Source organism: Ruminococcus sp. CAG:379 (assembly GCF_000434255.1).
Lineage (GTDB): Bacteria > Bacillota > Clostridia > Oscillospirales > Ruminococcaceae > Ruminococcus_F > Ruminococcus_F champanellensis.
The window spans coordinates 531-937 of record NZ_FR894918.1 but is presented as its reverse complement, the minus strand read 5'-3'; the positions used below and the strand labels follow the sequence as shown (position 1 = coordinate 937).

1 protein-coding gene is annotated in these 407 nt (G+C 46.2%); it reads right to left on the bottom strand.

The genetic code is table 11. The features are described from left to right. Window positions 1-140: 140 nt before the first annotated feature. Window positions 141-407: hypothetical protein (locus QVO51_RS09335; protein ID WP_288168077.1), on the bottom strand; the 267-nt coding region annotated here is incomplete at its 5' end.

Here is a 407-nt window from a genome sequence, read left to right as displayed (position 1 = left end):
CAATACCCTTGACGGCATCTGCTACAGCGTTGATCTTGCTTTTGATGCCGCTCACGATATTATTGATGATATCTGCGCCCCATTGTACCGCCTGTGAACCAAGATTCTTGATAAAGTTCACTGCCGCATTGAAGCCGTTTTCAATAGTGGTTTTTATCGCAGTGATCTTGCTGGATAATGGTCTCCCATGTGGTGGTTATCTTTTCGTGAATCCAGTCCATCACCCGGCTGATAATCACATGGATCGCTTCAAAAATCGTCTCGAACAGATACCTGAATGCCTCCAGCAGCGGAGAGATAAAGTCGTAAATGGTCTGCCATACAGTTGTGATAACCGACCAGATTGCATTCAGCACCGTGCTGATCGCTGTATGAATGGCGTTCCATACGACCGTGATAACCGTTTT